This window comes from Paucibacter sp. JuS9, from assembly GCF_044043925.2.
In the GTDB taxonomy this organism is placed as follows: domain Bacteria; phylum Pseudomonadota; class Gammaproteobacteria; order Burkholderiales; family Burkholderiaceae_C; genus JAUASW01.
In genome coordinates, this window is sequence record NZ_CP194172.1 from 1,842,974 (window position 1) to 1,867,207 (window position 24,234).

Sequence of the window (24,234 nt, forward strand, 5' to 3'; positions counted from 1 at the left end):
GTGAGCGGACTGTAGGGACGCCATTCCGGCTTTAGCGCACGCTTGCGACGAAATGCAGATTGCTCGCACCAGAGCGCAATCGGCGCCGACCGGCGCTTTCGATGCGCGACGAACTGCAGATTCAGTGGTCGAGCTGCGCGCAACGCCAGGCGCATGCCGCGCCGGCCAGGGCTGCGAGGCTGGCGGCCCAAAAGATGCTGCCCAGGCCCAGGTGCGTGACCAGCCAGCCGCCGCCGATGGCGCCCACCACGCCCGAGAAGCCATAGCCCAGCACCGAGTACAGCGCCTGCCCGCGGCCGCGCAGGCGACCGGGGAAGTAGCGCGTGATCAGGGCGATGCAGACCGTGTGCTGAGCCGCGAAGGTGATGGCGTGCAGCGTCTGCAGCGCAACCAGCACCCACAGCGTGGCGCCGAAGGCAGCGGTCAGCGCAAACCGCACCACGGCCACCACGGCACAGGCCAGCAACCATCGGTGCAAGGTGCTGCGCTCCAGCAGCCGGCCCTGCAGACCGAACCAGCAGACCTCGGCAACGATGGAGGCGCCCCACAAGAGACCCACCACCGACTTCGCATAGCCCAGCTCGTCCAGATAGAGGCTGAAGAATGAGTACAGCGCCGTGTGCGCCAGCACCGTCATGAAGACACCGGCGAAGAACCAGCGAACCGCCGGCCGCCTCATCACTTCGGCCAGCGGCGGGCCTTTTTCATGGCCATGCGCCGCCACCCGCTGCAGCGGCATCCACAGCGCTGCGGCCAGCACCAGGGTCAGGCCCACGAGCACGCCCGGCACGAAATAGCCGAGGCCGAGATGCTCGAGTGCCCAGCCCGCGCCGACCACGCTGGCCATGTAGCCGACAGAGCCCCACAGGCGCACGCGACCATAACGACGTGCATCCACGCCGCCGTCGGCCGTCATCAACTGGGCCGCGACAACGGTCTCGTTCAAGGGCGTGATCGCCGCATTGAAGGTGAACATCAGGAAGGTGGCCGACGCCAGCACCCAGACGCTGGGCTGGAGCAGGAACAGCAGGCCAGCCAGCAAGGTGGCCAGCGACGAGAAGCGGATCAGCTGCACGCGGCGGCCGCTGGCGTCGGCCAGCGAGCCCCAGACGAAGGGCGCGAAGAGTCGTGTCCAGCTGGACAGCGAGAGCAGCCAGCCGATCTCGATCAGCGGAATGCCGAGCGACTTGTACCAAAGCGGCGCGTAAGTGCTGAACAGGCCGATGGCCGCAAAGTAGGCGGCGGACAGCGCACCGCTGGCAGCCAGAACGCGGCGGCGCCTGGCGGCATCATCAAGCATCAGCGGCTGGCCGCGATCGGCGGCAGCTCATGGCGCACATCGCCGCACTGGGCGCGGTGGCGCAAGGCATGGTCCATCAGCACCAAGGCCAGCATGGCCTCGGCAATCGGTGTGGCGCGGATGCCCACGCACGGGTCGTGGCGGCCAAAAGTTTCGACCGTGGCAACCTGGCCGGCGCGATCAATCGACGCCTTGGGCGAACGGATCGAGCTGGTCGGCTTGATCGCGATGGCCACGCGGATGTCCTGGCCGGTGGAGATGCCGCCCAGCATGCCCCCAGCGTTGTTGGTGGCGAAGCCTTCGGGCGTCAGTTCATCACCATGCTCGCTGCCGCGCTGCGCGACGACGGCAAAGCCGGAGCCGATCTCGACGCCCTTCACCGCGTTGATGCCCATCATGGCGTAGGCGATGTCGGCATCGAGCTTGTCGAACAGCGGCTCGCCCAGGCCAACCGGCACGCCGCGGGCCTCAACCGCGATGCGCGCGCCGACCGAGTCGCCGGCGCGGCGCAGTTCGTCCATATAGGCCTCGAGCTCGGCAATCTTGCTGGCATTGGCGGCGAAGAACGGGTTGTTCGAAACGTGCTTCCAGTCCTCGAAGGGAACCTCCAGTTCGCCCAGGTTCGTCATGCAGCCACGGAAGGTGGTGCCGTACTGCTGATGCAGCCATTTGCGGGCCACGGCGCCGGCACCGACCATGGGCGCCGTCAGGCGGGCCGAGCTGCGGCCACCGCCGCGCGGGTCGCGCAGGCCGTATTTGCGCCAGTAGGTGTAGTCGGCATGGCCGGGGCGGAAGGTGTCGAGGATGTTGCCGTAGTCCTTGCTGCGCTGATCGGTGTTCTTGATCAGCAGGCAGATCGGCGTGCCGGTGGTCTTGCCCTCGTAGACGCCGGAGAGGATTTCGACCACATCGGGTTCATTGCGCTGCGTCACGTGGCGCGAAGTACCGGGGCGGCGGCGGTCCAGCTCGGGCTGGATGTCGGCCTCGCTCAATTCAAGCCCCGGCGGGCAGCCGTCGATCACGCAGCCAATGGCGGGACCGTGGCTCTCGCCAAAATTGGTGACACGGAACAACTCGCCAAAAGTGCTGCCAGACATGCGAAATCCGAAAGGGTGACGGTACCGGGGAAGCCTGCGATCTTAGCCGCAGAGCAGTGGCGATCTCCGGGCAAACCCGGAACATGGCCGGAACAAGCGGGGAACAAGTCGCTTGCCTTCTGAAATATCAGATAGATAATTCAGATACTTCAATTCGAACCTGCCGCCGCCATGCCCGCCTTTCTGGACCACGACTTCCTGCTCGACACCGGCATCGCCCGCAGGCTCTATCACGAGGTGGCTGCCGGCCTGCCCATCATTGACTACCACTCGCACCTGCAACAAGGCGAAATCGCCGAGCGCAAGCGCTTCCGCAACATCACCGAGCTGTGGCTGGGCGGCGACCACTACAAATGGCGCCTCATGCGCAGCGCCGGCGTGAACGAGCAGCTGGTGACCGGCGCGGCCAGCGATGAAGACAAGTTCAGGGCCTTCTGCTCGGTGCTGCCGCTGGCGGCAGGCAATCCGATCCATCACTGGAGCCATCTGGAGCTGCAACGGCTCTTCGGCATCGACCTGACGATCAACGCCACGAATGCCCCGCGCATCTGGCAGGCCGCCAACAGCCGCCTGGCCGAGATGGACTGCTGGAGCTTCCTCGACCTGGCCAAGGTCGAGATCGCCTGCACGACGGACGACCCCGCCGACGACCTTGGTCAGCATGCCGAGCTGGCCAACTCGGCACTGAAGACCCGCGTCCTGCCAGCCTTCCGACCCGACGCGGCCATGCGCTGCAACAAGCCCGATTTCCCCGCCTACCTGCAGCGCCTGGGCGGTGTCGCCGGCGTGCGCATTACCGACTTCGCTTCGCTCGTCGAGGCCTTGGCGGTGCGCGTCCGGTTCTTCCATGCCCAGGGCGGAAGAATCTCGGACCATGCCATCGACCTGGCGTTGCCACCTGGCGAGATCACGCCAGCGCTGTGCGAGGCGCTGCTGTCGCGCCGGCTCTCGGGCGCCGAATTGAGCGAAGCCGAGCTCGGTGCCTTCCAGCGCGGCCTTCTCCAGGCATTGGGCAAGGTCTATGCGCAGCAGGGCTGGGCCATGTGCCTGCACATCGGCGCGCAGCGCAACAACAACCGCAGGCGCTTGAACACGCTGGGTCCCGACACCGGCTACGACTCGATCTCCGACTTCACCACCAGCGCCGGCCTCGCCGACTTGCTGGATGCCCTGGACGCTGAAGACCAGTTGCCCAAGACCCTGCTGTTCTGCCTGAACCCGGCAATGAATGAAGTGCTGTCGACCTTGATAGGGGCCTTTCAGGACGGCGCGACCCGCGGCAAGGTTCAGTTCGGCCCGGCCTGGTGGTTCAACGACCACAAGGACGGCAATCTGCGCCAGTTGCAGACGCTCGCCGCACATGGCGTGCTGGGCACCTCGGTGGGCATGGTGACGGACTCGCGCAGCTTCGCCTCCTATCCGCGCCACGAGTACTTCCGCCGCCTGCTGTGCCGCCAACTGGGCCAGTGGGTCGAGGCCGGCGAGTATCCGGACGATGAAGAAGCGCTCGGCCAGATCGTTCGCGGCGTCAGCTACGAGAACGCCAAGCACTACTTCGGGCTGTGAACGTCATGAACAGCAAATTGCTTTGCATCCATCCCGATGACGACATGCTGGTCGCCCTGGTCGACCTGCAGGACGGCGAGCAGGTCCATTGGGAGCAGGAACAGATCACCACCGCGGGCCCGGTCGCTGCCAAGCACAAGCTGGCGCGGCGCGACTTCGTGGTCGGCGAGACACTGAAGCTCTACGGCGTGCCGGTCGGCAAGGCGCTGCATCCGATCCGGCGCGGTGAAGCGATCAGCACGAGCAACCTCGCCCATCACGCGGCCGAGGTCGACCTGCAATCGACCGCGCCCTATCAATGGACGGCGCCAGACGTAGCGCGCTGGCAAGGCCAGACCTTCCAGGGCGTGGTGCGCAGCGATGGCCGCGTGGGTACCGCCAATCACTGGCTGGTCTTCCCGCTGGTGTTCTGCGAGAACCGCAATATCGAACAGCTGCGTCAGGCGGTGGAGAGACCATTGGGCTACGCCAGCGACGATCTCGCCGCCTATACCCTGAGCCTGCTCGGTGAAGACATGCAGGCCGCGCCGCGCACACCGGCCCGGCCCTTCCCGAATGTGGACGGCGTTCGCTTCATCACCCATGCCGGTGGCTGCGGTGGCACGCGGGCTGACGCACGTGCGCTGTGCAAGTTGCTGGCTGCATACGCCGATCATCCGAACGTCGCGGGTGTCACGGTCTTGAGCCTCGGCTGCCAGAACGCGCAGATCTCCATGTTCAAGGAAGCGCTGGCCGCGCAGAACCCGAACTTCGACAAGCCCTGCCTGATCTACGAGCAGCAGCGCGAGAGCGACGAGGCGTCGATGATGAAGTCGGCCTTGCAAGACCTGCTGAAGGCACTGGCGCTAGCCAACAAGGTGCAACGCCAGCCGGTGCCGATGTCGATGCTGAAGATCGGCGTCAAGTGCGGCGGTTCGGATGGCTTCTCAGGCATCACGGCCAACCCGGTGATGGGCCTGGTGTCGGACCTGGTTGTGGGGCTGGGCGGATCGTCCATCCTCGCCGAGTTCCCGGAACTCTGCGGCGTTGAAGCCGAGCTGATCGCACGCTGCCTTGATCCGCAAGACCAACAGCGCTTCGTCGCGATGATGAAGACCTTCGAAGCGCAGGCCCAGGCCGTGGGCACCAGCCTGGCCGAGAACCCCAGCCCAGGCAATATCCGCGACGGCCTGATCACCGATGCGATGAAGTCTGCCGGCGCGGCCCGCAAGGGCGGCAGCTCGCCCATCGTGGGTGTCTTGAGCTATGGCGAGCAGTTGCACAAGCAGGGGCTCTCGCTGCTCTGCACGCCGGGCAACGACGTCGAATCGGTCACGGCCATCGTCGCCTCGGGCGCGAATGTCGTGCTGTTCTCGACGGGCCTGGGCACACCGACCGGCAACCCCATCGTTCCGGTCTTGAAAATCGCCAGCAATACAGCAGTGGCTGAGCGGCTCAACGACATGATCGACTTTGACTGCGGCCCGGTCTTGAAAGGCACGCCGCTGCCGCAGCTTGCCAATGATTTGCTCGGCCTGATCCAGCAGACAGCAGCCGGCCAGTATCAAAGCAAGGCCGAACGGCTGCAGCAGTACGACTTCCTGTTCTGGAAGCGGGACATTTCGCTGTGAGCGCAAGGCTTCGGATCAAGGTCCTGCAGTTCGGCCAGGGTGTTTTCCTGCGCGGCTTTGTCGAAGACTTCATCCAGCAGCTGAACGAGCGCCAGGGGCTCGAAGCCGGCGTGGTCATCGTGCGGCCGACCAGTCGCTCGACTGCGCCCTTGATTGACGCGCCCTTTCACGTGCTGCTGCGCGGGCTCGATGACGAAGGCTTGCCACTGAAGCAATGGCGCCGCATTGATTGCGTGCAGCGCGAGCTGGATCTGGCCAGGCATTGGCAGGACTATCTGGCGCTGGCTGCCGAGCCGCAGCTGCGTTTCATCGTTTCCAACACAACGGAAGCGGGCATCGCCGTCAACACGACAGACCAGCTTGACGATGCGCCACCGGCCAGCTTCCCGGCCAAGCTCTGCCGCTGGCTGGTCGAGCGCTTTCGCCAAGGCGGCGCGGGCGTCTACCTCCTGCCCTGCGAGCTGATCGAGCACAACGGGCCGGCGCTGAAGGCTGCCGTCCTGCATTTCGCGCAGCGCTGGTCGCTGGAGCCCGGTTTCGGGCGCTGGCTCGACGAGGAATGCCAATTCTGTTCGACGCTGGTGGACCGCATCGTCAGCGGTGCGCCGAGCGAGCAAGAACGGCCGGTGCTGGAAGCAGAGCTGGGCCAGGCCGATCCCTTCATGGTCTGCGCCGAACCCTTCCACAGCTGGCTGATCGAAGGCCCGGCATCGTTGGCAGCTGAACTTCGCCTCGAAGGTTCCGGCCTTTGCATCGAGCGGGTCGACGACCTCAAGCCCTATCGTCGCCGCAAGGTCGGCCTGCTCAACGGCGGCCACACCTTGCTGGTGCCGGTGGCGATCTTGCTCGGCCTGGAGACCGTGGGCCAAGCCATGAGCGACCCGGACCTCGCCCGCTTCCTCGATGAGGCGATGCGCGAGGAGCTGATTCCCGCCCTGCCCTTGCCCGCGCCTGACTTGCAGCCCTTTGCCGAAGCCGTGCTGCGGCGCTTTCGCAACCCCTTCGTTCAGCATCGCCTGCAGTCCATCGCGCTGAACAGCTGGCCCAAGTTCGCGACTCGATTGCTGCCGGCCCTGCTCGCAAATGCGCAGCCGGCGCCGCGCATCGTGCTGGCGCTGGCCGCGACCATGCATCTCTACCGCGGCCAGCAGGTCAGCTTGTCCGATGCGCCTTCGCACCTGGCCTGGTTCGAGGCCGCCTGGGCGCGCTGGCAATCCGGCGAATGGTCCTGGCACGATCTCGCCAATGGCTGGCTGGCCCAGGATTCGCTCTGGGGCGAGCGCCTGAACTTCCGCCCCGGCCTCAGCAAGGCCCTGGCCGATCAGTTGGCGCTGATCGAATCGCAAGGCATGCGCGCCGCCCTCACTATGATCGGCCGCCCATGAGCTCATCCTCGTCCAACAACACCAAGGCTTCACTGCAGGTCTATGAAACCCTGCGCCAGCGCATCCTCGCGCTGGAACTGGCGCCGGGCGAGCGGCTCAACGAGAAGGACATCGCCGCCGAGTTCGAGCTCAGTCGCACGCCGGTGCATGAAGCGGTGCAGCGCCTGACCGAAGAAGGCCTGATCGAGATCCGGCCTCGCTCGGGCACCTTCGTCGCCCGGATCCCGGTGCATGAACTCGAAGAGGCCATGCTGGTCCGCACCGCGCTGGAACTCGCGATGATCGAGCGCGCCGCGCAGCGCCTCACGCCGGCGGCCCTGACCAGGCTGGACGAGTTGCTCAGCGAGCAGCGCCGCTGCGCCGAGACGACAGACCAGCCCGGCTTTCATCGTGCCGACGAAGCCTTCCATGCCCAGCTCGCCGAGCTGGCCGGCTTCCCCGGCGTCTGGCGCACGATTGCCCAGGCCAAGACGCAGGTGGACCGTTTCCGCCGCCTGACCTTGCCGATCCAGGGCCGGATGCAGGAAGTGATTGCCGAGCATGCCGCCGTCGTGGAAGGCTTGCGCAGCGGGAGCGCAGAAACGGCGATGGCGGCCATGCGCCGCCATCTGGACCATGTGCTGCCCGCGATTGCGCTGACGCGCGCGCTGCAGCCGGACTACTTCATCAATCTCAGAGCTTAGATTCCGGCGCCGGCTCGTCCTCGAGCGGCCAGTCGCGGATATAGGCCTTGAGCATGCGGTTCTCGAAGTCCTGGCTGTCGACCACGGCCTTGGCCACGTCGTAGAAAGAGATGACACCCATCAGCGTGCGGCCATTGAGCACAGGCATGTAGCGGGCATGGCGGCCAAGCATCATGCGGCGCACCTCGTCGATCTCGGTTTCGGGTGTGCAGGTCAGCGGATGGTCGTCCATCACGCTGCGCACCAGCGAAGTGCCGACCGTTCCGCCGTTCTTGACCACGGCCGCGATCACTTCGCGGAAGGTCAGCATGCCGACGAGGTCGCCGTGCTCCATCACCACCAGCGAGCCCACATCCAGCTCGGCCATTGTTGACGTGGCCTCGCCCAGCTGATGGTCCGGCGAAACGGTGAACAGCGTGCCGCCCTTGACGCGCAGGATATCAATGACTTTCATGGGGCTCTCCTCGGGACGCAGCTTGATTCAGACGCGGCCAACATAGCACACAATCTGCGCTCCAAACACCTCGGAGAGACCATGCCCGGCTTCGACACCCTGGCCCTTCATGCCGGCGCCGCACCTGACCCCAGCACCGGCGCGCGCGTCACGCCGCTGCACCTGAGCACCTCCTTCGTGTTCGAAAACTCTGAACACGCGGCCGCGCTTTTCAACATGGAGCGCGCCGGCCATGTCTACTCGCGCCTGTCCAACCCGACCACGGCCGTGTTCGAGGAGCGCATGGCCGCGCTCGAAGGCGGCGCCGGCTCCATCGCCACCGCCAGCGGCCAGGCGGCCCTGCACCTGGCCATTGCCACGCTGGCCGGTGCCGGCTCGCACATCGTTTCTTCGGGTGCCCTGTACGGCGGCTCGCACAACCTGTTGCACTACACGCTGGCGCGCTTCGGCATAGCAACCACCTTCGTTAAGCCCGGTGACCTCGATGCCTGGCGCGCAGCGATCCGGCCGAACACCAAGCTGCTGTTTGGCGAGACCTTGGGCAACCCGGGGCTGGATGTGCTGGACATCCCGAATGTGGCGTCGATTGCACATGAAGCCGGCCTGCCGCTGCTGGTCGACTCGACGCTGACCACCCCCTACCTGCAGCAGCCCTTTGCCTTGGGTGCCGACCTGGTCTACCACTCAGCCACCAAGTTCCTGTCCGGCCACGGTACGGTCGTCGGCGGCGTCCTGATCGACAGCGGCGCCTTCGATTGGCAAGCGGCGCATGACAAGCACGGCCAGTTCCCCGAATTCTGCGAGCCCTATGCCGGTTTCCATGGCATGGTGTTCAGCGAAGAAAGCACCGTCGGTGCCTTCCTCCTGCGTGCCCGCCGCGAAGGCCTGCGCGACTTCGGCGCCTGCATGAGCCCGCACACCGCCTGGCTGATCTTGCAAGGCATTGAGACGCTCGGCCTGCGCATGGAAAGGCACGTCAAGAATGCGCAGAAGGTGGCCGAGTTTCTGGCGGGGCAATCGATCGTTGCCAAGGTCGGCTACCCCGGCCTTGCCACGCATCGCGACCATGGACTGGCCGGGAAGCTCCTGCCTCGCGGCTGCGGCTCGGTCTTCAGCTTCGACCTCGCGGGCAGCCGTGAGCAAGGCCGGCGCTTCATCGAATCCCTGAAGCTGTTCTCGCACCTGGCCAATGTCGGCGATTGCCGCTCGCTGGTCATCCATCCGGCCACCACCACGCACAGCCGCATGGATGACGCCGCGCTGACGCTCGCCGGCATCGCGCCCGGCACGATCCGGCTGTCCATCGGCCTGGAGGACGCCGACGACCTGATCGACGACCTCAAGCGCGCCCTGAAGATCGCGAGCAAAGCATGAAGATTACCGTCAACGGCCGCGAGGCATACGCCTACACCGGCGGCAAGACTTTCGATGCCGCCCTGCCCTGCGTCGTGCTGATTCATGGCGCCCTGAACGACCACAGCGTCTGGACCCTGCTGGCGCGCTCACTGGCCCACCATGGCCATGCGGTGCTCGCCATCGACCTCCCAGGCCATGGCCGCAGCGCGGGGCCGGTGCTCGCCAGCGTGGAAGCAGCGGCGGACTGGGTCTGGGCGCTGCTCGACGCCGCGGGCGTGCAGCAGGCTTCACTGGCCGGGCACAGCATGGGCTCGCTGATCGCCCTGGAAGCCGCGTCGCGCCAGCCCGAGCGCGCCAGCCGGCTCGTGATGCTGGGCACGGCCTATCCGATGAAGGTATCCGAAGCGCTCTTGAGCACCGCGCGCGATGAGCCCTTGAAGGCCATCGACATGGTCAACGCCTTCTCATTCGCAAGCATGGCCAGCAAGCCCTCCTACCCAGGCCCGGGTGCCTGGCTGCAAGGCGGCGAGATCGCCCTGAAACGCCGCATGCAGGCGAAGCAGACCGAGCTGAACCTGTTTGAGCACGACTTCCGGATGTGCGATACCTATGCCGGTGGGCTGGAGGCCGCCGCAAAGGTGAGCTGCCCCACCACCTTCATTCTCGGCGACAAGGATCAGATGACCACGCCCAGGCAGGCTGCGCCGCTGGCACAGGCGTTGAAGGCCCGCGTCGTCAGCCTTTGCGCCGGGCATTCACTGATGGCCGAGGCGCCCGATCCGGTTTGGAATGCAGTCAGACAAGCCCTGAACTGAAAGACACATCATGAGCAGCAGTACCGAGGCCGTGAAGCAGATGGCGAGCTTCGCCGAGTTCTATCCCTACTATCTGGGCGAGCACAGCAACACCACCTGCCGGCGCCTGCACTTCCTGGGCAGCAGTCTCGGCCTGGCCTGCCTGGCCCTGCTGGTCTACACCGGCCAGTGGTACTGGCTGCCGCTGGGCCTGCTGTGTGGCTATGCCTGTGCCTGGATCGGACACTTCGTGTTCGAGAAGAACAAGCCGGCTTCGTTCTCGCGCCCGCTCTACAGCTTCATGGGCGACTGGGTCATGTACAAGGACATCTGGACCGGCAAGATCCCGTTCTGAGCACGGCGCCCGGTGCGCTGGGCGGCCCCATGCGCATCGTAAGGCTGCGCCGGCCGTGTCAAACTGGCGGGCTTGAGCCTCCTTTGACACCCGAAAGAGCCTGATCTTGAACCGTCGTACCCGCCTTTTTCCCCTGCTGGCCAGCCTCACCCTGGCTGCACCCCTCGCCCATGCCGATGAAGGCCAGTGGCAGCCCTATCAGCTGCCCGAGCTCCAGAAAGAGCTGAAGCAGCTGGGCATCACGATTCCGGCCAGGCAGCTGGCCGACCTGGGCAAGCATCCGATGAGCGCCATCGTCTCGCTGGGCGGTTGCTCGGCCTCCTTTGTTTCCAATGCCGGCCTGGTGGTCACCAATCACCATTGCGCCTATGGCGCCGTGCAGCGCAATTCCAGTGCCAAGCGCAACCTGATTGCCGACGGCTTCCTGGCCAAGACCCGGGCCGAGGAACTGCCGGCCGGCGCGAGCGATCGCATCTATGTGACCGACAAGCTCGAGAACGTCACGGCCCAGGTGACCGGCGGGCTCGACACCAGGCTCGCAGGTGCCGAGCGCCACAAGCAGATCCAGAGCCGCATCAAGGCCCTGATCGCCGAATGCGAGCAGGACAAGGCCTACCGCTGCTCCGTGCCCAGCTTCCATCGCGGGCTGGAGTACTACCGCATCCGCCAGCTGGCGATCCGCGATGTGCGCCTGGTCTATGCGCCGTCCGACAAGATCGGCAACTTCGGCGGTGACGTGGACAACTTCGAATGGCCCCGCCACACCGGCGACTTCGCCTTCCTGCGCGCCTATGTGGGCAAGGACGGGCGCCCGGCCGACCCCTCGCCCGACAACGTGCCCTATCACTCCAAGGACTTCCTGGTCGTCTCGGCCGCGGGCCTGAAGAACGGCGACCCGATCCTGCTGGCCGGCTACCCGGGCCGAACCAGCCGCTACAAGCTGCCGGTCGAGATCCGCGCGGCCCGCGATGTGAGCTACCCGCGCAGGGTGCAGGAATCTCAGGCCGACCTGGCCGTGATCGCGCAGGCCACCGCTGGCAATGCCGAGTGGGCCGTGCGTTATGCCGCCGTGGCCAAGAGCATCAACAACGGCATGAAGAAGACGCAAGGCCTGATCGACGGCTTTGCCCGCAAGGACATCGCCGCGATCAAGGACACACAGGACGCCGAGTTCCGCCAATGGTTCGCCAAGAACGGTGCGGGCAGCGAGCCCACGCTGCTGGCCGAGCTCGATGCCGTGATTGCCGAAGACATCGCGCTGACCGAACAGGAGTTCGCGATGGCCGTGGCCACGCAGAGCGATCTGTACCGCGCCGCACGCACGCTGTACCGCGCAGCGCTGGAGCGCAAGAAGCCGGATGCCGAACGCGAACTGGGCTACCAGGAGCGTGACCAGGCACTGATCAAGGCACGCCTGACACGCCTGGAGCAATCCCTGGTGCCGGCCGTGGACCAGGCGCGCTGGCAAGCAGCGCTGCAGCGCTATGCCCGCTTGCCGGCTGCCACCCATCCACAAGGCCTGGACGCGAAGCTGCCCGCCGCAGAGGCCGTGCCGGCGCTCTATGCCAACACGCTTCTGAATGCCACGGCAAATCGCCTGTCCTGGCTGAGCAAGGATGCTGCTGCCATCGAGCAATCCGATGACCCGTTCCTGCGCCTGGCCGTGGCCAACCAGGGCCTCGCCGAAGCCATGGAGCAGCGCCGCAAAGAGGTGGACGGCACGCTGGAGCGCGTCATTCCGCGCTACATGCAGGCCTTCATTGCCTTCAAGAAATCGCAGGGCAAGCCGGTCTACCCAGATGCCAACTCCACACTGCGCGTGACCTTCGGCAGCGTCGCGCCCTACACGCCGCGCGACGGCATCATCAAGGGCCCGTTCACCAAGGTGGAAGGCATCCTGGAAAAACACAACGGCCAGGCACCTTTCAACGCACCCCAGGCCCTGCGAGATGCGGTGCAAGCCAAGCGCTTTGGCGCCTACCGTGATGCTGCCCTGGGCAGCGTGCCCGTGAACTTCCTGTCCAGCGCGGACACCACCGGTGGCAATTCCGGCTCGGCGGTGATGAACAGCAAGGGCGAGCTGGTGGGCCTGAACTTCGACTCGACCTACGAATCAGTCACCAAGGACTGGTACTTCGACACCGCGATCACGCGCGCCATCCATGTCGACATCCGCTACATGCTGTGGGTGATGCAGGAGGTCGATGGAGCCCACAACCTCCTGAAGGAAATGACGATCAAGGGCGCGCCGCGCCGTTGATCGCGGTGAGCTGATTCAGCGGCTGCGGTAGGCCAGGCCGAAGGCGACCTGGCCGGCACTGCGGCGCTCCACCAGGGGGCTGTCGGCCGAGGGGCCCAGCAGGCGACCGACACTGGCCGAGCTGAAGGCAATCCAGTGGTGCGTGATCGCGTAGGTCCAGCCCAGGCCCAGATAGGCGTCGCGCAGGCCGCTTCCCGGCTGGTAGGCCGCATAGATGGTGTTCGGCGCCACCTCCGGCGCGACGCCGAAGTAGGCTTGCTGGTAGCGCCGGCTGCCCCAGCTGACGCCACCGCCGGTGGTCCATTCGGTCTTGGCATCGCGATAGATGCGATAGCCCAGGCCGAGGCCGGCCACCGAGCCGCCGCCATGCCCCAGCACGTCGGCAGACCAGGTGAGCCCCAGGCTCAGATCATCTGCCAGGCTGTAACGCGTGGACAGCTGCGCCCGCAAGGTCTTGCGCACATCGGGCAAGCCAGCCAGGCGTGGCGAGTCGTCGCTGCTTCGGCCGCCATCGAAGCGCAGCGACAGGCTGACCTTGATGCGGTCCCGGCTCAGCAGGTCGGTGCTGGCGCCGCTGCCCTGCACTTCACGGCCGAAGCCCATCACGGCGCTGGCGCCGCTGGAGGAGAGGCGGAACTTGCCCCACTGCAAAGAGAGGATTGGCCGTGCCGATGCCTTGTAGTCGCGCGCGCCCATGAACTCGGGCTGGTAGGCCGCGCGCAGGCCCAGCACGTAGCGGAAACCATCGGCAGAAGAACTGCTGACGGCATCCTCGGCGCCCTTGCCCTTGGGCGGTTCTTCCCCAGCTTGCACGGCAGCTGGAAATGCAACTGACAGCAAGACGGCAAGGCGCAAGCGGGAAGGGAACTTTGGCATGCGAGCCAGCTTAACAGTCGCCTGCCGCGTGCCTCAGCTGTTCTGGGCGAACTGCTCGCGCAGATGCATCAGCATGTCACGGACCATGGCTTCCAGACCAAAGGCAGGCTTCCAGCCCCAGTCGCGCGCAGCCGCGCTGTCGTCGATGGACTGCGGCCAGCTCGCCGCGATGGCCTGGCGGAAGTCGGGCGCGTACTCGATCTCGAAGCCTGGCACCTGGCGGGCGATCTCGGCCGCGATCTCGGCCGGCGTGAAGCTGCAACCGCTCAGGTTGTAGGAGCCGCGCTCGCGAATGCTCTCGGCCGGCGCTTCCATCAGCTCGATGGTGGCGCGCAGCGCGTCGGGCATGTACATCATCGGCAGCGCCTGGCCCTCTTCCAGGAAGCAGCTGTAGCGGCCGGCCTTCAGCGCGCCGTGGAAGATGTCGATCGCGTAGTCGGTCGTGCCGCCGCCGGGCGGCGTCTTGTAGCTGATCAGGCCCGGATAACGCAGGCTGCGCACGTCCACGCCATGCTTGGCGTGGTACCAGGCGCACCAGCGTTCACCGGCCAGCTTGGAGATGCCGTAGATCGTGGTCGGATCCATCACCGTGGTTTGCGGCGTGTTCAGCTGCGGCGTCGAAGGGCCGAAAGCGGCGATGGAGCTCGGCCAGAAGATGCGCTCGAGCTTCTGCGTGCGGGCCAGTTCCAGCACGTGCAGGAGACCCTTCATGTTCAGGTCCCAGGCCCACATCGGATGCTTTTCACCGGTGGCCGAGAGCGCCGCGGCCAGCAGATAGATCTGCGTGATCGCGTGGCGTTTGACCACCGCAGCCAGTGCGGCAGCATCCGTCACGTCCAGCATCTCGTGCGTCAGGTAGGGCACGCGGCCGTCCGGCGCCAGGTCGCTGGTGATCACGTTGGCATTGCCGTGCCGCTGGGCCAGCTCCACGGCCAGCTCGGTGCCGATCTGGCCGTTGGCGCCGATGATGAGGATCTTGGTGGTCATTCAGGTCTCCTGCAGGGCCGCCCCAAAGGAGGCCTGCGCCCCCTCGGGGGGCAGTGAAACGAAGTGGAACGTGGGGGCCTAAAGCTCAACCCTTGATCAGACCGACGTCGCGACCAGCCTGCGCGAACACCGCGACAGCCTTCTCCAGCTGCTCACGCGAATGGCCGGCCGAGACCTGCACGCGGATGCGCGCCTGGCCCTTGGGCACGACCGGGAAGAAGAAGCCGACGGCATAGACACCCAGCTCCAGCAGGCGGGCGCTGAGCTTCTGCGCCGACACCGCGTCGTAGACCATGATGGGAACGATGGGGTGCGTGCCCGGCTTGATCTCGAAACCGGCGGCCTGGATGGCTTCACGGAAATAGGCGGTGTTGGCTTCGAGCTTGTCGCGCAGTTCGGTCGATGCTTCCAGCAGGTCCAGCACGGCGATGGAGGCGCCAACGATGCTCGGCGCCACCGTGTTGGAGAACAGATAGGGGCGCGAACGCTGGCGCAAGAGCTCGATCACTTCGCGCTTGCCGGTGGTGAAGCCGCCCGAAGCGCCGCCCAGGGCCTTGCCCAGGGTGCCGGTGATGATGTCGATCTTGCCAAAGACATTGCGGTACTCATGCGTGCCGCGACCGGTCTTGCCCAGGAAGCCGCTGGCATGGCATTCGTCGATGCCCAGCAGCGCGCCGTAGCGGTCACAGATCTCGCGGATCTTGTCGAGCTGGGCGATGGTGCCGTCCATCGAGAACACGCCGTCGGTGAACACCAGGGTGAAGCGGGCGCCAGCGGCCTTGGCTTCTTCAAGGCAACGCTCCAGGTCGGCCAGGTCGTTGTGCTTGTAGCGGAAGCGCTTGGCCTTGCACAGGCGGATGCCGTCGATGATGGAGGCGTGGTTCAGCTCGTCACTGATGATGGCGTCCTGCTCACCCAGCAGCGGCTCGAACAGGCCGCCGTTGGCGTCAAAGGCTGCTGCGTAGAGGATGGTGTCCTCGGTGCCGAGGAATTTGGCAAGGCGCTGTTCCAGCGTCTTGTGCAGGTCCTGCGTGCCGCAGATGAAGCGCACCGATGAAAGGCCGTAGCCGTGCGTGCGCAGCGCCTCGTGCGCTGCCTCGATCACGGCCGGGTGAGAAGACAGGCCCAGGTAATTGTTGGCGCAGAGGTTGATCACGTCGCGGCCGTCTGCCGTGTGCACCAGCGAACCCTGCGGCGTGGTGATGATGCGCTCGCTTTTGTAGAGGCCGGCTTCGCGGATGGCTTGCAGCTCCTGCTGCAGATGTTCGTAGAACGCTGTGGTCATGGCCTCACTCCTGGTGCACAATTCACTAAACAGAACGTGGTTCGGTATATCGAACTTTCGTGCAGTATCACGGAATTGCTTTTCAAGGTCAAGCTCATGTCCATTCCCGCGTCCGATGTTCTCGAGCCTCCCCGCGTGGGCGCCACCTTGCAGGCGCTGCGCCAGGCCCAGGGCCTGTCGCTGGACGAGCTGTCGCGCCGCGCCGGCGTCAGCAAGTCGATGCTCTCGCAGATCGAACGCAACCAGGCCAATCCGACCGTGGCCGTGGTCTGGCGTCTGGCGAACGCCTTGCGGGTGGAGTTGTCGGAGCTGCTCGGCGGCGAGCGACCGGCGGCGCCGGCCATTGAGACCGTGGCCTCGCATGCCACGCCCAGCCTCAGCAGCCCGGATGGGCTTTGCACCTTGCGCATCCTCGGCCCCATCGACCTGGCTGGCCAGTTCGAGTGGTATGAGCTGACGGTCCAGCCCGGCGGCTCGCTGGAATCAGCGGCGCATGAGCCGGGTTCTCGTGAGCACCTGAGCGTGCTCAGCGGTTCGCTGGAAGTGACGGCCGGCGGCAACAGCCAGGTCCTGAAGGCCGGCGAGACGGCCCGCTACGCGGTGGACGGACCGCATTCGATCCGCAACCGCGGCAAGTCAAACGCCAGCGCGCTGCTGGTTGTCCTGCACAGCTAGGAGTTCGGCCAAGGAGCAGCGCTGCCAGTCTGATCGGGCCCATAGGGGCGCCAGCGGCCCGCCTGTCTCGGCCAGCAAGGCCTTGAGCAAGGGCTCGGCCCGCACCTGTTGCGGCGCGATCAGGAGCGCCAGGCGCTGCGCGCCCTCCTCTTCCAGCCGGCCAAGCCAGTCAAGCTCCTGCAAGGAATCAAGGATGGGCTCTAGCTGCAGCGGATCAACCCGCAGCCGCCGCGCCAGCGAGAGGCTGCTCAAGCCGCCCTCACCAGCTTGCTGGGCCTGCCACAGCATGCGCAAGGCATCCAGCCCCAGGGCCAGCTGCCAACCCGCCGTCTCGCGGCGCGGATGGATGCGCCCGGCCAGCGCCGGCGCATTGGCGGCCAGCAGCGCACCCGCCAGCACGATCACCCAGCCCAGGTACATCCAGATCAGGAAGATCGGCACAGTGGCGAAGGCGCCGTAGAGCGTCGAATAGGTGGGCACCTGTTTCATGTACCAGGCCAGGAGGCTCTTGGCGGCGTTGAAGCCCAGGGCGACGAATACACCGCCGGACAAGGCATGGCGCCAGCGCACATGGGTGTTGGGCACATAGTGGAAGAGCCCCGCCACGCCCAGCGTCAGGATGACGAACTCGATGGTGTTCAGCAGCGACTCCAGGCCGCCGGGCATCTTGGTGACCACGCCCTTGCCGGCAGAGATTGCATAGCTGGTGAAGGCCAGGCTGCCGCCCAGCAGCAAGGGACCGAGCGTCAGCGCCGCCCAGTAGACCAGCACGCGCTGCGCAATCGGGCGCGGGCGTTTGACGCGCCAGATCACATTGAGCGTCCGGTCGATGGTCAGCATCAGGGTGAGCGCGGTGGCGCCAAGAAAGATCAGGCCCACCAGGCCCAGGCGATTGGCCTTGGCGGCGAACTGGGTCAGCGCCAGCATCACCGGGCGCGCGATGTTGTCGGGAATGAGGCTTTGCAGGAAGTACTTCTCCAGCGCCGTCTGGAAGGAGGCAAAGATCGGGAAAGCCGTGAACAGGGCCAGCATCACTGTGAGCAGCGGCACCAGCGAAATCAGCGTGGTGAAGGTCAGACTGCCAGCGGTGAGGCCCAGCCGGTCCTCCCGGAAACGCAGTTGCAGAAGGCGCACGCTCTCGCGCCAGGGCCATGCCGCCAGCACGGCGGGCAATTCAGAAATCAGCCGCCAGGCCGTGCCGGGCTTGTTTTCAGAACTCTCAGCGGCGTCTGCGGTGTTGGGAATCGAAGTCGTCATGCTGGCTATGATGCCAGCCATGTCCAGTGCCCTGCCCGCCAAGCCCCTCACGCCCACCAATCGCAGCATCGCCAGCACCGAAGAACAGCTGTCGCGCTGGCTCGCACTGCTTGGCGTGGCGGGTCTTTTCGTGCTCTGCCTGGCCTGGGAACTCTGGCTCGCGCCCACGGGCCGCGGCACGCTGGCCATCAAGGCGCTGCCCCTGCTCCTGCCGCTGCTGGGCCTCTGGCGCTACCGGCTCTACACCTTCCGCTGGCTGAGCCTGATGATCTGGCTGTACTGTGGCGAGGGCCTCGTGCGTGCCACCAGCGAGCAAGGCATCGGCGCCTGGCTGGCCTGGGCTGAAGTGGCACTGTCGACCCTCGTCTTCATCGCCTGCTCGATGCAGGTGAGGCAACGGCTGCGCGCCGCCAAAGCCGTGCAGCAATGAATGCCGCTGCGCTGCTGACCGAGCTGCGTGCCGCGGTCGGCGAGGCGCAGGTCCTGCTGGGCGAGGCTTGCGCGCCGTTCGAGCTCGACTGGCGCAAGCGCTGGCCGGGCAAGGCCCTGGCCGTGGTGCGGCCTGGCAGCACCGAAGAAGTCGCTGCCGCAGTGCGCGCCTGCGCAACGCATGGCGCAAGCTTGGTACCCCAAGGCGGCAACACCGGCCTGGTCGGCGGTGGCGTGCCGGATGCCAGCGGGCAGCAGGTGCTGCTGAGCCTGCAGCGGCTGAACCGCGTCCGCGAAATCGACAATGCCAATCTGACGCTGACGGCCGAGGCCGGATGCATCCTGCAAACCATCCAGGACGCCGCCGAGGCTCAAGGCCTGCTGTTCCCCTTGAGCCTGGCGGCCGAAGGCTCATGCACGATTGGCGGCAATCTCTCGAACAATGCCGGCGGCACCCAGGTGCTGCGCTATGGCAATGCCCGCGAACTCTGCCTCGGGCTTGAAGTGGTGACGGCCACCGGCGAAGTCTGGCAAGGCCTCTCGGGCCTGCGCAAGGACAACACCGGCTACGACCTGCGCGACCTCTTCATCGGCAGCGAGGGCACGCTGGGCATCATCACGGCAGCGACCCTGAAGCTCCATCCCCAGCCGCTGGCGCAGATGACGGCACTGGCCGCCTGTCCGACGCTTGAAGCCGCCGTGTCACTGCTGAGCCTGGCGCGAGCACGGGCCGGCTCAGGCCTGACCGGTTTCGAGGTGATGAATGCGTTCTCCTTGGCCCTGGTGCGCAAGCACCTGCCGCAACTGCGCCAGCCGCTTGCGGAATCACCCTGGACAGTGCTGCTGGAAATCTCCGACAGCGAGAGCGTTGGCCATGCCCGCTCGCTCTTCGAGGGCTTGCTGGAAGCCGCGCTGGATGCCGGCACGATCACCGATGCCGCCGTGGCGGAAAGCCAGGCGCAGTCCAAGACCTTCTGGCATTTGCGTGAATCGATACCGCTCGCGCAAAGCGAGGAAGGCCTCAACATCAAGCACGACATCGCCCTGCCCGTCTCGGCGATCCCAGCTTTTGTTGCGCAGACCGATGCAGCCCTGGCCCGGCAGTTCCCGGGCGTTCGCATGGTCGACTTCGGCCATCTGGGCGACGGCAACCTGCACTACAACGTGCAAGCGCCTGAAGGCATGGCACCAGGCGAGTTCCTGAAGGCCAACGAGGCCGCAGTCAACGCCATCGTCTACGACCAGGTGGGAAGCTTTGGCGGCTCGATCTCGGCCGAGCATGGCATCGGCCAGTTGAAGCGCGAGGAACTGGCTGCGCGCAAGGACCCCGTCGCCCTGCACCTGATGCGGCAAATAAAAAAGGCCCTGGATCCCCAGGGCCTCTTCAATCCGAATCGCGTCCTCTGATCAGTCCGCGCCCGGAGCCAGCTGTGCAGGCACGCGGCGACCGCGCGCGGCGTTCACACCCTTCATCAGCACTCGGTAGATGAAGCGGATCAGCGTCAGGAACAGCAGGACTTCGACAAAGGTCACCAGGAAGGCCCACAGGCCGCCCGCCGCGCCCCAGCGCGCAGCACGCGCATGGAACTTCGCTGCCATGCTGTCACGCTTGGTCTCGATGCTGTCGTAGAAAGTCGGCACCATCAGAAGCGTCAGGAAGGTCGAGGTGATCGTGCCACCGATGATGGCCACGGCCATCGGGCGGTAGAACTCCGCGCCCTCGCCGATGCCGATGGCCACCGGCATCATGCCGGCGATCAGTGCGAAGGTAGTCATCAGAATCGGGCGGAAGCGCTTGCGGCCTGCATGCATCAGCGCCTCTTCGCGACTCACGCCATTGGCCTCCTCCTGGCGCGCCGCGTCGAGCAGCAGGATCGCGTTCTTGGCCACCAGGCCCGCCAGCATGATGATGCCGATGAAGCTCATCAGGTTCAGCGTGCCCTTGGTCAGCAGCAGTGCCACGACCACGCCGATCAGCGACAGTGGTTGCGACAGCATGACGCCCAATGGCGCAGTGAAGGAGTTGAACTGCATCACCAGGATCAGATACATCAGGCCAATACCAGCCACCAGGGCGATGGTCATCGCGCTGAAGACTTCCTGCTGGTCCTTGGATCCGCCAGCCAGCTTGATGCCATAGCCTGGCGGGAAGTTCATCTTCTTGGCCAGGGCCATGGCGTCCTTCGTCACGTCGCCGGCGGCACGACCCTGCACGTTGGCGGAGACACCGATCACCCGTTTGCCGTCCAGGTGCTGAATGGTGGCCGGTGCCTTGCCCATGGTGATCGTGGCGATCTGGTCCAGTGGCACCATCTGGCCGGAACCGGCAACGGTGATCGGCAGACGCTCGATATTGCCGGCGTCCACGCGGTCGCTCGGCTGCAGGCGCACTGAGACATCACGTGTCACACCCGTCGGATCGACCCAGTCGCCCACCTGGATGCCTGCGAAGGCAACGCGCAGCGCGTTGGCCGCATCGCCCACCGAGATACCCAGCTGGTTGGCCAGGCCGCGATGCAGCTCGACCTGGAGCTCGTTCTGCGCGTTCTGCTGCGACAGCGCGACGTCGACTGCCCCTGGCACCTTGCGCAGCTGGCGCATGAAGTCCTCGGTCAGCTCCAGCAGCTTGCGGGTATCGGAGCCGTAGAAGCGGATCTGCACCGGCTTCTGGCCACCACCGCCGCTGAAGTCATCGAGCACCGCGAACTCCGCGCCTGTCAGGCTCTCCAGATGCTTGCGCATCTCGGTGCCGATCTCCTGCGCGCTGCGCTTGCGCTCGTAGCTCTTGCCGATGTTGATGTAGAGCTTGCCGCCATTCACGTTGACGAAGGCGTCGGTGCTCTTCTTCTCCTTGATCAGCTGCGCCTTCTCCTCCACTGACGCCAGCTTGCGGCGGGCGTACTCGAGGCTGGAGCTCGGCGGCGTGCGCACTTCCACGGCAATGGTGTCGGAGTCGCTCGAGGGCAGGAAGCTGGTGCCACCGAACTTGACCTGCAGAAAGATGGCCAGCACGAAACTCAGGAAGGCAATCACGCCCATCTTGACGCGATGGTGCAGCGCCCAGGCGATCACGTTGCCGTAGCGGTCGGCCTGATGGTCGAACCATTCATTGAAGCGATGCAGGAGCTTGGAGATGCCCTTCTTCGGCTGCAGATGATGGTTCGGCGGGTCACCCCAGAAGGCCGACAGCATCGGATCCAGCGTGAAGGAGATCAAGAGGCTCACCAGCACCGAAGCCACCACGGTCAGGCCGAAGGGCCGGAACCATTCGCCCGAGATGCCGGGCATGAAGGCCACTGGCACGAACACCGCCACGATGGAGAACGTGGTGGCCGCCACGGCCATGCCGATTTCGGCCGTGCCCTTGAGTGCAGCCGTCATGCGATCCGCACCACGCTCCATGTGGCGGACGATGTTCTCCCGGACGACGATGGCGTCATCGATCAGCACGCCGATGGCCAGCGACAGGCCCAGGAGGCTCATGAAATTCAGTGTGAAGCCGAAAATCCAGACGGCGATGAATGCCGCAATCACCGACGTCGGCAGCGAGGTGGCCGTGATCAGGGTGGAACGCCAGGAGTTCAGGAAGGCATAGACCACGAAGATGGTCAGGCCGGCACCGAACACCAACGCATGGATCACGTTGTTGAGGCTGTCCTGTGCGTTCTTGCCGCCGTCCTGCGTAATCTCGAGCGTGGTGCCGGGCGGCAGCAGGTTCTTGTTGGCGTCATCGACCAGCTTGCGCACCTCGTCGGCCACGCTGACCGTGGAGGCTTCGCGCGAGCGGGTAATGGACAGGCCGACATTGGGCCGGCCATTGCGGATCGACAGGGTCTGGCGCTCGGAGAAGCCGTCCTTGACCGTGGCCACCTGGCCCAGGCGCACCAGCTCGTTGGCATTGCGCTTGATGACGATGCGCTCGAAGTCCACCGGCTGCGCGATGCGGCCGACCAGTCGGATGCTCTGGTCCTCGAACTCGCCGCGCACCTTGCCCACCGGGGCAGAGATGTTCTGGCGCTGCAGGGCGCTGGTGACCTCGCTGACCGAGACATTGAACTCGCGCAGCTTCTGACCCGACAGCAGGACCGAGAGCTCGCGGTTCAGCGAACCGAAGATCTCGACCGTGCCCACGCCGGCCACGCCGCGGAAGCGGTCGGCCAACTGGTCTTCCGCGATGCGCGAGATCTCGGCGTGGCTGAGCGTCTTGCTCTCAAGCGACACCTGCATGATGGGCTGGGCGGACGGGTCAGCGCGGCGGATGATGGGCTCGCGCATTTCCTGCGGCAGCTGATAGCGCACCGAGGCAATGGCGTTGCGCACGTCGTCGGCCGCCTCGATCATGTTCTTCTTGAAGTCGAACTTCAGGAAGAAGGTGGCCTGTCCTTCATTGGCGCCGGCCTGCACCTCGGTCACGCCAGGCACGGCGAGCAGCGGCTTCTCGATGCGATTGACGATCTCCCGCTCCGAGGTTTCGGGTGAGGCGCCGGGATAGGGAATGGAGACGAAGAGGAACGGCACCTCGACGTCGGGGTTCTGGTTGACGCGCAGCTTGGACAGCGCCATCAGGCCCAGCGCCATCAGGCTGATGATGCAGACGATGGTCGCTATCGGCTTCTTGATCGAAAAATCTGAGATCAGCATGGCGTGCTCCTCAGGCTGCGGCGGAGGCCGGTGCCGAAGCGGGCTTGGCAGCGGCCGGTGCGGCGGCCTTGACCGTTACGGCCGAGCCCTCCACCAGGGTACGGCTGGGGTTGCGCAGCACGATGTCACCCACCTTCAGGCCCGCAGCGACCACGTATTCGCCGCGGCGCTCGTCACGCGCGCCCAGGGTCAGCGGCTGGCGATGCAGCTTGCCGCCCTGCACGATCCAGGCATAGACCTGGTCGCCGTCGCGCTGCATGTCGGCGTCGTCCAGCATCAGGGCGGCGGACTTGACCGTGCGAACAAAGCCTTCACCATAGAGGCCCGAGACTGATGCGGCACGCTTGTCGTTCAGCTCAACCAGCACCGCGATCTGGCGGCTGACCGGATTGGCCGACACATCGATGCGTCGGATGCGGCCTTCGATGCGCTCCTGGCTGGCGCCGACGATGCGCAGGTCCACGTCCTGGCCCAGCTTCAGCTCGGCCCGGCGGTCGGCAGAGACGAAGCCTTCAAAACGCATGGAGCTCGGGTCGATGACCTTGAGCAGCTCCTTGCCGGTCTGGGCGGTGTCGCCGGGCGACACGCGGCGCTCGCTGATCACGCCGTCAAAAGGCGCGCGCACCTCGGTGCGGGCCATGTTCTGGCGGGCTGCAACCAGGCGGGCCTCGGCGGCGACCTTGTCGCTCTGCGTTGAGGTGCGGCGGTTGGCCGAATCCTCGAGCGCCTGCTGGGAAATCATGCCCTGAGCCTGCAGCGTCTTCTGGCGCTGGTACTGGCGCTCGGCCTGCTCGAAGTTCTCGCGAGCGGCACGGGCAGCTTCCTCTGCGGAGTTCAGGCTGTCACGGATGGAGGTGGCATCGAGTTGCACCAGCAGATCGCCGCGGCGCACCGTCTCACCGTTCTCCTTCAGCACATGCAGTACAACGGCAGAGAGCTCGGCGCGCAGATCGGCGCGCTTCTCGGGCTGGACGGCGCCGGTGATCAGCGGGCCGGTGCCGTGCTCGGATTCGCCCATGACAATCCGGTCTTCAACGGCCAGCTGCATGGTGGGCGTTTCCTTGCTTGCATCATTCTTCTCGGCATTGCCGTTCTGGCAGCCGGAAAGGCCCAGCATCAAAGCCGCCACCAATACAGCCGTGGCAAAGGGAATGTGGCGCGTCGTCATGCTCTCTCCGAATGTGTTTTTTGGTGGGGCAACATCGCCCACTTGCAAAGCGGCGC

At 65.7% G+C, this 24,234-nt stretch carries 20 protein-coding genes; 11 read left to right on the plus strand and 9 right to left on the minus strand.

What is annotated here, in order from left to right:
* Positions 1-121: 121 nt before the first annotated feature.
* A complete protein-coding gene (locus ABT392_RS08140; RefSeq protein WP_334276718.1) occupies positions 122-1,300 on the minus strand; it encodes an MFS transporter in 1,179 nt (392 codons plus the stop codon).
* Entirely contained in the window at positions 1,300-2,397 is a 1,098-nt protein-coding gene (gene aroC / locus ABT392_RS08145) for a chorismate synthase (protein ID WP_395386068.1), read from the minus strand. Before aroC ends, ABT392_RS08140 begins: the two co-directional genes overlap by 1 nt.
* A gap of 171 nt (positions 2,398-2,568) precedes the next feature.
* On the opposite strand from aroC, the gene uxaC reads away from it, so the two are divergent.
* Genes uxaC through ABT392_RS08165 form a run of 4 tightly spaced genes read left to right on the plus strand, consistent with a single transcriptional unit; the run spans position 2,569 to position 7,641 of the window.
* Positions 2,569-3,963 carry a glucuronate isomerase gene (gene uxaC / locus ABT392_RS08150; RefSeq protein ID WP_334276716.1) on the plus strand — a complete coding sequence of 465 codons (1,395 nt, stop codon included), beginning with the start codon at positions 2,569-2,571 and terminating at the stop codon, positions 3,961-3,963.
* 5 nt (positions 3,964-3,968) lie between these two features.
* Positions 3,969-5,573: a UxaA family hydrolase gene (locus tag ABT392_RS08155; protein WP_395386067.1), complete on the plus strand. Its 1,605-nt coding sequence runs from the start codon at positions 3,969-3,971 to the stop codon at positions 5,571-5,573.
* On the plus strand, positions 5,570-6,958 hold the full coding sequence (locus tag ABT392_RS08160) for a tagaturonate reductase (protein ID WP_395386066.1): 1,389 nt from the start codon (positions 5,570-5,572) through the stop codon (positions 6,956-6,958). Before ABT392_RS08155 ends, ABT392_RS08160 begins: the two co-directional genes overlap by 4 nt.
* Positions 6,955-7,641 carry a GntR family transcriptional regulator gene (locus ABT392_RS08165; protein ID WP_334276711.1) on the plus strand — a complete coding sequence of 229 codons (687 nt, stop codon included), beginning with the start codon at positions 6,955-6,957 and terminating at the stop codon, positions 7,639-7,641. Before ABT392_RS08160 ends, ABT392_RS08165 begins: the two co-directional genes overlap by 4 nt.
* On the opposite strand, the gene ABT392_RS08170 is transcribed toward ABT392_RS08165, so the two are convergent.
* On the minus strand, positions 7,631-8,095 hold the full coding sequence (locus ABT392_RS08170; RefSeq protein ID WP_334276710.1) for a CBS domain-containing protein: 465 nt from the start codon (positions 8,093-8,095) through the stop codon (positions 7,631-7,633). The genes ABT392_RS08165 and ABT392_RS08170 overlap by 11 nt on opposite strands.
* Before the next feature lie 81 nt (positions 8,096-8,176).
* Between ABT392_RS08170 and ABT392_RS08175 the strand changes: the two genes are divergently transcribed.
* The 4 genes from ABT392_RS08175 to ABT392_RS08190 all read left to right on the plus strand — a co-directional run bounded on the left by ABT392_RS08175 (position 8,177) and on the right by ABT392_RS08190 (position 12,860).
* A complete protein-coding gene (locus tag ABT392_RS08175; protein WP_395386065.1) occupies positions 8,177-9,469 on the plus strand; it encodes an O-acetylhomoserine aminocarboxypropyltransferase in 1,293 nt (430 codons plus the stop codon).
* Positions 9,466-10,266: an alpha/beta fold hydrolase gene (locus ABT392_RS08180; protein ID WP_334276708.1), complete on the plus strand. Its 801-nt coding sequence runs from the start codon at positions 9,466-9,468 to the stop codon at positions 10,264-10,266. Before ABT392_RS08175 ends, ABT392_RS08180 begins: the two co-directional genes overlap by 4 nt.
* 10 nt (positions 10,267-10,276) lie before the next feature.
* A complete protein-coding gene (locus tag ABT392_RS08185; protein WP_334276707.1) occupies positions 10,277-10,600 on the plus strand; it encodes an Mpo1-like protein in 324 nt (107 codons plus the stop codon).
* Positions 10,601-10,706: 106 nt separating this feature from the next.
* A complete protein-coding gene (locus ABT392_RS08190; RefSeq protein WP_395386064.1) occupies positions 10,707-12,860 on the plus strand; it encodes a S46 family peptidase in 2,154 nt (717 codons plus the stop codon).
* A 15-nt stretch (positions 12,861-12,875) separates the two neighbouring features.
* Here ABT392_RS08190 and ABT392_RS08195 read toward each other — a convergent pair whose 3' ends face one another.
* The 3 genes from ABT392_RS08195 to kbl form a co-directional block, all read right to left on the minus strand.
* Complete coding sequence (locus tag ABT392_RS08195) at positions 12,876-13,673, minus strand: MipA/OmpV family protein (protein WP_334276705.1); 798 nt, start codon at positions 13,671-13,673, stop codon at positions 12,876-12,878.
* A gap of 96 nt (positions 13,674-13,769) precedes the next feature.
* Entirely contained in the window at positions 13,770-14,723 is a 954-nt protein-coding gene (locus ABT392_RS08200; protein WP_334276704.1) for an NAD-dependent epimerase/dehydratase family protein, read from the minus strand.
* An 85-nt stretch (positions 14,724-14,808) separates the two neighbouring features.
* A complete protein-coding gene (gene kbl / locus ABT392_RS08205) occupies positions 14,809-16,008 on the minus strand; it encodes a glycine C-acetyltransferase (RefSeq protein WP_395386063.1) in 1,200 nt (399 codons plus the stop codon).
* Between the two features lie 96 nt (positions 16,009-16,104).
* Here kbl and ABT392_RS08210 point away from each other — a divergent pair, with 96 nt between their 5' ends.
* Positions 16,105-16,683, plus strand: coding sequence for a helix-turn-helix domain-containing protein (locus tag ABT392_RS08210; protein ID WP_334276702.1), 579 nt, complete (start codon positions 16,105-16,107; stop codon positions 16,681-16,683).
* Here ABT392_RS08210 and ABT392_RS08215 read toward each other — a convergent pair.
* Complete coding sequence (locus ABT392_RS08215) at positions 16,645-17,940, minus strand: YihY family inner membrane protein (RefSeq protein ID WP_395386062.1); 1,296 nt, start codon at positions 17,938-17,940, stop codon at positions 16,645-16,647. The genes ABT392_RS08210 and ABT392_RS08215 overlap by 39 nt on opposite strands.
* Before the next feature lie 19 nt (positions 17,941-17,959).
* On the opposite strand from ABT392_RS08215, the gene ABT392_RS08220 reads away from it, so the two are divergent.
* Together ABT392_RS08220 and ABT392_RS08225 are read left to right on the plus strand one after the other, a co-directional pair.
* Entirely contained in the window at positions 17,960-18,370 is a 411-nt protein-coding gene (locus tag ABT392_RS08220; protein ID WP_395386061.1) for a DUF2069 domain-containing protein, read from the plus strand.
* The gene (locus ABT392_RS08225) at positions 18,367-19,776 is read left to right on the plus strand and encodes an FAD-binding oxidoreductase (RefSeq protein ID WP_395386060.1); all 1,410 of its coding nucleotides are present in this window, start codon (positions 18,367-18,369) and stop codon (positions 19,774-19,776) included. Before ABT392_RS08220 ends, ABT392_RS08225 begins: the two co-directional genes overlap by 4 nt.
* On the opposite strand, the gene ABT392_RS08230 is transcribed toward ABT392_RS08225, so the two are convergent.
* Together ABT392_RS08230 and ABT392_RS08235 are read right to left on the minus strand one after the other, a co-directional pair.
* Positions 19,777-23,010 (minus strand): efflux RND transporter permease subunit, encoded by a 3,234-nt coding sequence (locus ABT392_RS08230; RefSeq protein WP_395386059.1) that lies wholly within the window; start codon positions 23,008-23,010, stop codon positions 19,777-19,779. It abuts the gene before it with no gap.
* Between the two features lie 10 nt (positions 23,011-23,020).
* Positions 23,021-24,178, minus strand: coding sequence for an efflux RND transporter periplasmic adaptor subunit (locus ABT392_RS08235; RefSeq protein WP_334276695.1), 1,158 nt, complete (start codon positions 24,176-24,178; stop codon positions 23,021-23,023).
* Positions 24,179-24,234: the final 56 nt, after the last annotated feature.